At 40.4% G+C, this 3,240-nt stretch carries 4 protein-coding genes; all 4 read left to right on the top strand.

What is annotated here, in order from left to right:
* Positions 1 to 153: 153 nt before the first annotated feature.
* The gene (locus P9H32_RS00020) at positions 154 to 618 is read left to right on the top strand and encodes a hypothetical protein (RefSeq protein WP_322606801.1); all 465 of its coding nucleotides are present in this window, start codon (positions 154 to 156) and stop codon (positions 616 to 618) included.
* A 1,042-nt stretch (positions 619 to 1,660) separates the two neighbouring features.
* On the top strand, positions 1,661 to 2,176 hold the full coding sequence (locus tag P9H32_RS00015) for a hypothetical protein (RefSeq protein WP_322606800.1): 516 nt from the start codon (positions 1,661 to 1,663) through the stop codon (positions 2,174 to 2,176).
* A gap of 281 nt (positions 2,177 to 2,457) precedes the next feature.
* Positions 2,458 to 2,901 carry a hypothetical protein gene (locus P9H32_RS00010; protein WP_322606799.1) on the top strand — a complete coding sequence of 148 codons (444 nt, stop codon included), beginning with the start codon at positions 2,458 to 2,460 and terminating at the stop codon, positions 2,899 to 2,901.
* Positions 2,902 to 3,023: 122 nt separating this feature from the next.
* A partial coding sequence (locus P9H32_RS00005; protein ID WP_322606798.1) for a hypothetical protein occupies positions 3,024 to 3,240 on the top strand: 217 nt, incomplete at its 3' end.

The raw sequence follows: 3,240 nt of genomic DNA, 5'->3' as shown, positions 1-3,240 counted from the left end.
ACTTAGCATTCCCGTTTTCGCTTCAGGATACATGTGGGCTAAATCTAAAAAATAATCGAACCAGAAATTGGAGCCTACCTGTTTAACGCCGGTTTTTTCATGCCAGAGTTTATGTTCCAGGAGGCTCACTTTTAACGTTGGCAGCAGATAAAAATGAAACCATTACAAATAACTCTTCTGGTGATTTACTCACTTATTCTAATCCCCGTTCTTTATGGGTTTTGGACGTATCTCGACACAGATCGAATAGATGGGCCATCATCACCAACGGAAATAAAAACAAACTTGAAGATGCGAGAAATCCACGGGTTAATTCCTGAATATAAAACAACCCTCACTTTGACTCCACCAAATTGGGATAGACACGTTTATTACTTCGGTAAATTACGAGAAAAAGACGTTGTAGAAGAAGTGCATAACTCAATGACATGGATTGATGGAAACACGTTGTCATTCGTGAACAAACGTAAAAAAAAGAAGGTTGTTATTTCATATACCAATGGTCTGTGGAATCTAACCGAATACAAATTAAATCACACTGCCAACCATGAGCTTCAGCCTACTGCGACAACGCCCGTTGAATCAGGCAAAGTTTATGTCCGCTCAGGGTCTCGTTAACGTTGGCCACTCATTGATAATGAAGATAATACATTCAGCAATAATTCTAGTTTTTCTCTTTTGCTCTGGATGCGCGTGCAATCTGAACTGGCAGAGATATCAACCGATTCCAGAATCTGGCATCACAAACAACGAATTGATAAAAAATGATTTTATTATTCAGGTAATAGGAACAGACCACAGCGGAAATTCTGGTTTAACATCTGACATCAGAGCCCCATACTCTATACACACTCGGCTCTGTACGCATTCTAAAGCTTCCTCTTACGAGATAAACTCCATTATTTTGAAGTCCGAGTCGGGAACAAAAGAAAGTCTCGATACTCAGCTCTCACCTGTGCATGTAACCTGCATTGGAAATCAAAACGGATTGTTTATAGGGAGACACACGTTTGAGAAAATATTCGACATTAACGACCCTGTCATCTCCATCAGAATCGAGGGAAAAGTAGAATCTCAAGATGACAAAATTCCTTTCTCAATTCAGAAAAAATTTGAGCTAAAAAAAGGAAAAGCACGCTGGCTTAGTTTCAGTGATATAATGAGCATCTAAAACCGACATAACTAGACCAACAATGAAAATAGACATGATCAAATTTTTGTTTGAGTACTTGCTCAGGATTACAGGGATTATTATTTCCCTGCTTACCATCTACGGTTTATATCTCCTCTACGTTTTTGGACTGGGAACATCCCCTTTTTGGGTTCAGACAATCTCCTTCATAATTACTGCATTCTGCATTCTCCTCCTCTTGCCACTAAGGATATTACATCGCAACCACATTGTGCGGAACACATATATTGCATTTGGCTTTTTCTATATTCTGTTTATTTGCGCAGTTGTCGCCATTTCACTCTCTGAAAGCCACTCAGTCGTAACAATAGAAAGTTTACTATCTACACCAGTAATCATCGTAATATTCTTGCATATCAAACTTATAAGAAAAACGGCCAACCAGAACATAGACCCTATCGTGACAACGCCCGTTGATAAAGTTGAGGCACAATCCACTCAGGGTCACGTTTAACGTTGGACTGACAAATGAAAAAAATCATTAAAATCATTGTTCTCACCACTCTCAGTCTCCTTGCGGTTGCGACAATCCTTCAACTCACATCAATAATTCCTGCTAAAGTAACAATGCAACAGATTGAAGATATCTATCATCAGACTGACAGCATTACCTTATTCCAATGCACTGGAGACAAAAAAGAACTTATCAGCATTCATGACCAAAGTGGAATTGATGATTTCTTCCAGACTCTGACTGTTCAACCAACCATAATGCAGTTGTTCAAATTTACATGTTTTAGCCCTAATGATTATGGAATTCGGATCTTCAAAAATGACGGTACAAAAGTAGAGATTATGCATCTGGATACAGGAGGAATTTTACGCAGTAAAATTTTTCCATGGGGAGAGGATGTCTGCCTAAAGCAAGGTTCAGCAGATAGACTTGCTCGTTGGTTGTGTAAACATGGAGCATATAGAAACAAGGAGTCCAACCAGATCCTGGACCCTACTTGGACAACGCCCGTTTTTGAAGGCAAAGTCTGATTCCCAAGCGGGTCATGAGTAACGTTGGAACAACTCACTTAGGTGCATGGAATTTAATGAAATCAGATTTGCATACAATTCACCGGACAACCTGCTTTTCAACGGACTTCCTGCTGTGCACGGACAACCTGCAGAGAAACGTAGAAAACCTGAGATACTGACTTGCTCAAAACAGAGTCTTTTCCAACCAGTGGTTCGAGTTTACGGTGGCCGACGCGGAATTAATCCGGTCAAAGTTTATGTTCACCGAAACTCACCCATAACGTTGTGCAGGAATAAATATGAACAATGAACTCCCAGACCACGTAAAAGAAAACATTCAAGCCGATGCCGCGAATTACCGCGACAAATGGACAATATGGAAATGCAGTCTTTACGCATCATTGCTCACCACCAACACCCTGCTTATTGGCGCAAGCCAATTGATTTGTGACACCCAAACAACTGCCGGAAAAAACTTCGCCACCATCATTGCAATTGCCTGCCTTATTTCCACCTCCTGCATAATTCGTCTTATTCTTATTTACATTGATTTGTATGATGTCATGGGATTCATCCCTGTAATCAAGACATTTGACGATGCACACCGAGAGAAGAACCGTCAGGAAGAACACGACCGCAGGAATAAATACACCCCTGCCATCAGGAAACGAATGGATCGCATTGCACTCTTTCTGTCGCTTGGTGGACTTTATCTCCTCGCATATTACGCTATATTTATCTGACATCCAAAATCTCCATAAAAATACACAACCAGTGGTTCGAGCCTACCGTGAAAACGCCTGTCGATTCGGTCAACGTCATTTGCACGGCGGCTCATCCATAACGTTGGGGACCGATAAACAATATGAACAGACCATCTATAAATATCGTTGTACAAGTTTTATGCTGTGTGGCCACATTAATAATGTTGCTCTTATGTATTTGGGCAATAAGAGATGCGTGGTTTCCTACAGAAATAATTATACAAAAACATCCAGATCCAAATGACCAATTTTATCTATTCAATCGACAACTGACATTCATTGCCGGAGCGTTATCAATTGTGGCATTTCTCCCTGTTT

This window comes from Pontiella agarivorans (assembly GCF_034531395.1).
GTDB lineage: Bacteria > Verrucomicrobiota > Kiritimatiellia > Kiritimatiellales > Pontiellaceae > Pontiella > Pontiella agarivorans.
The sequence above is the reverse complement of the archived record's forward strand: the minus strand, read 5'-3'. Positions and strand labels throughout refer to the sequence as shown.

What these genes read in the sequence shown, in the direction of transcription:
- P9H32_RS00020 (WP_322606801.1), top strand. Translation starts at nt 154, where the DNA reads ATGAAACCATTACAAATAACTCTTCTGGTGATTTACTCACTTATTCTA.
- P9H32_RS00015 (WP_322606800.1), top strand. Translation starts at nt 1,661, where the DNA reads ATGAAAAAAATCATTAAAATCATTGTTCTCACCACTCTCAGTCTCCTT.
- P9H32_RS00010 (WP_322606799.1), top strand. Translation starts at nt 2,458, where the DNA reads ATGAACAATGAACTCCCAGACCACGTAAAAGAAAACATTCAAGCCGAT.